The sequence below is a fragment of the Bacteroidales bacterium genome (assembly GCA_012517825.1).
Classification (GTDB): domain Bacteria; phylum Bacteroidota; class Bacteroidia; order Bacteroidales; family JAAYUG01; genus JAAYUG01.
Map to the genome: position 1 here is coordinate 1 of JAAYUG010000204.1, position 3,527 is coordinate 3,527.

2 protein-coding genes are annotated in these 3,527 nt (G+C 48.5%); one reads left to right on the plus strand and one right to left on the minus strand.

The window, feature by feature from the left end; all coding sequences use genetic code 11:
- The coding region (locus GX419_13560; protein NLI25723.1) for a hypothetical protein at positions 1 to 809 on the minus strand (809 nt) is incomplete at its 3' end.
- A 221-nt stretch (positions 810 to 1,030) separates the two neighbouring features.
- On the opposite strand from GX419_13560, the gene GX419_13565 reads away from it, so the two are divergent.
- The gene (locus tag GX419_13565) at positions 1,031 to 3,244 is read left to right on the plus strand and encodes a glycoside hydrolase family 3 protein (protein NLI25724.1); all 2,214 of its coding nucleotides are present in this window, start codon (positions 1,031 to 1,033) and stop codon (positions 3,242 to 3,244) included.
- Positions 3,245 to 3,527: the final 283 nt, after the last annotated feature.

Genomic DNA, 3,527 nt, shown 5'->3' on the forward strand with positions numbered 1-3,527 from the left:
CTGAGAATCGCAGCTCTGCTGAGAAACAACCGGTAGTTGACCGGATAGTTGCCTTCGACGCTGGCAAATGAAGTTACCGTAATCCGGGAAATCCCCGAAAAATTATCGTGCAGAAAATTCTGCACACGTTGTATCATCTGCGGGTCGGGTATGGTTTCATTCACCGCATAGTAAAACCGGAACGATACAGTCTGCAGTTTTTCCGGCGGCTGGTAACAGGTGCACAGATCAGGCGGAGGAATGGGAATAAGCGGAATACGGGGATAATAGCGGAACATGGTATCGCGCAGGTGATGAAAACTCACTATTCCGCATATCCGGTTGTTTTTCAGAAAGAGGATATTGATTTCGCGCAGGTCGGGAATTCCTGCCGGAAGACTGCCCAGGCTGACATATACCAGATCGTTGGGCTTATAGGAGGATCTTCCCTGTTCATTGAGCCGGAGGATCTTTGACCGGTAAACCGGCACAACAGGTATTCCGTTGAAAGCTTTTTTCCCATTGCGCCGCGATGGCTCTGTGAATGCCTGTCCTGCCGGACAGGTATAGGGCGTAAACGGAACAATCTCTGCTATCATTCCGTCGTACTTTTCCCTGAAAAATTGTGCGGCATCCCTGTACTTCCCTGCATTGAATATGATCCCTTCAGCGGTAACTCTCAATCCTGAGAATTTCAATGCCGGTTCGTACCGTTTCCATGCATGAAGGTCTTCCGGCAACGGATTCAGTTTTACCGATGATGCTGTCTGGGCTCCGGAATAGTGTCCGGCTGCCATAAAGCCGATCAGAAAAAGCAGGGTAAACCGCATGAAAAAGGAAATAATTCAAGGTATGAAGATAGTAAAATAGGTGGAATTTTCCCGGTTCCCGATGCGCACCATCCGCCCCTGGCTCTAAACTCCGCGATAAATAAACAGTGAAGGGCGAACAGCGAAAGGCAAAAGGCAGAAACCTTCGAATAATATTGTTTCCTGATTTGGCGGAATTTTATAAATTGGGCCAAAGTTAAACCGCACCAAATACTCAACCAATGAAAAATACTTTGTTTGCTTTCTTTTTACTGTTTCTTCTTCTTCCGGCCTGCATTCCGTCAGGTGAGCCGAAACAGGAAACAGCCAATGTGCAGTATCCTTTTCAGGATCCTTCTCTGCCAATAAAGGAACGGGCAAAAGACCTGGTATCCCGTCTCACTCTTGAGGAGAAGGTTCAGCAGATGATGTACAATGCGCCGGCCATCGAAAGGCTGGGAATTCCCGCCTATCCCTGGTGGAGTGAATGCCTGCACGGAGTGGCAAGGGCCGGAAAGGCAACTGTTTTTCCGCAGGCTATCGGCATGGCGGCCTCGTTTGACCCTGACCTGGTTTCCAGAATTGCTTCAGCTATCGGTGATGAAGGAAGGGCCTTCTTCCATGCCGCCGATAAACGGGGTAACCGGCTTCAGTACGGCGGATTAACTTACTGGACGCCGAATATCAATATCTTCCGCGACCCACGCTGGGGAAGGGGGCAGGAAACCTACGGGGAAGACCCCTGGCTGACAGGAACCCTCGGGTCGGCTTTTGTAAAAGGCCTGCAAGGCGATAACCCAAAGTACCTTAAGGCAGCTGCCTGTGCCAAGCATTTTGCCGTGCACAGCGGGCCGGAAGCACTGCGGCATGGATTCAATGCGGTGGTAAGCATGCAGGATATGAACGAAACCTATCTGCCTGCTTTCAAAAAGCTGGTAGAAGCCGGTGTGGAAGGTGTTATGTGTGCCTATAACCGTACCAATGACGAACCCTGTTGCGGAAACACTTTCCTGCTGCAGGAAAAACTTCGCAAGGAATGGAAATTTAACGGCTATATTACTTCCGACTGCTGGGCTCTGGTTGATTTCTACGAGGGCCATAAGGTGGTTAAGAATGCCGTGGAGGCCGCTACCCTGGCTTTAAAACGAGGCGTTAACCTCAATTGTGGTTCTGTTTATTATCCCTCTCTGATAGAAGCTGTTAAGCAAGGCCTGGTGAAGGAGCAGGAAGTGGACAGTGCTCTGGTTCAGCTTCTTCTCACCCGTTTCCGGCTGGGACTGTTTGATCCTCCCTCCAGAGTACCCTATGCCAAGATCCCCGAATCGGCCATTCACAGTCCGGAACACAAAGCCCTGGCCCGCGAAGCAGCCCGTAAATCGATCGTCCTGCTGAAAAACAAAAACCATGTTCTTCCGCTGAAAAAGGATACACGATATATATATGTAGTGGGTCCCAATGCCACCAATGCTGAGGTGCTGCTCGGCAATTACTATGGGGTAAGTGATAACCTGAATACCATTCTTGCCGGTATTGCCGCCAAGGTGCCTCCGGGTTGTTTCATCCAGTACAAGCAGGGTTGTCTTCTTGACCGGGAAAACATTAATCCTATTGACTGGACAACCGGCGAAGCCAAACAGGCTGATGCAACAATCGCCGTAATGGGGCTGAGCGGCAACCTTGAAGGAGAAGAGGGGGAATCCATCGCTTCCGCAACAAAGGGCGACAGGCTGGATATAGGTTTGCCTGCCAACCAGGTTAATTTCCTCAAAAAACTCAGGGAAGGTAATACCAAACCTATTATCGTGATTGTTACGGGAGGAGGTCCTATTGCCATGCCCGAAGTGGAGGAACTGGCCGATGCGATTCTTTTTGTCTGGTATCCTGGGGAAGAAGGAGGCAATGCCGTGGGAGATATATTATATGGTGATGCCGTTCCCTCCGGCCGCCTGCCGGTCACATTTCCCCGGTCCCTTGATCAGCTTCCGCCCTTTGAAGATTACAGTATGACCGGCCGTACCTACCGCTTCATGGAAAAAGAACCGTTGTATCCTTTCGGCTTCGGGCTTTCCTATACAAGTTTTTCCTTTTCTGATCTCCGTTTAAGCACTGATCAGCTTCAGAAAGGGAAGACCCTTCAGGTAAAGGTTTCTGTTGGTAATACAGGAAAACTGGAAGCAGAAGAAGTTGTGCAGTTGTATGTTAAACCGCCCAGAGCAGCTTTCCGGGTTCCCCTCGCATCCCTCAGGGGGGTAAAGAGAGTTCTTCTTGCACCGGGACGGACACAGGATGTGGAATTCACCCTTGCACCGGAAGACCTTTCGGTGGTGGATGATAAGGGAAATCTGGTGCAAATCGGGGGAGAATACGAGATTGTTGTCGGCGAATCTTCACCGTCTTCACGCAGTGAAGCACTCGGCGCAGCAAAACCTGTTTCCGGTAAAGTAATGATTATGTAGGTAAAAATCATCCGGTTGGCGCTGAGCACCAACCGGATGATCTTTTCATTTTCCGCCAGACACAAAAAAAAATTGCAAAATGTATAACATGAATAAAATTTTTATAATTTGGCGGTAACCTAATTTTCACTGATTAACTAACTAGTCGTCCCTGAAGAATGATCGGATATGTTGATAAATCATTCATATAGTGAATAAATTTATAAAAAAGGCCATCTTTATTTGCAAGAAAATTGATAAATTTATCAAAAACTTTGCAAAAATGGTAGGAAAACTTGAAAAA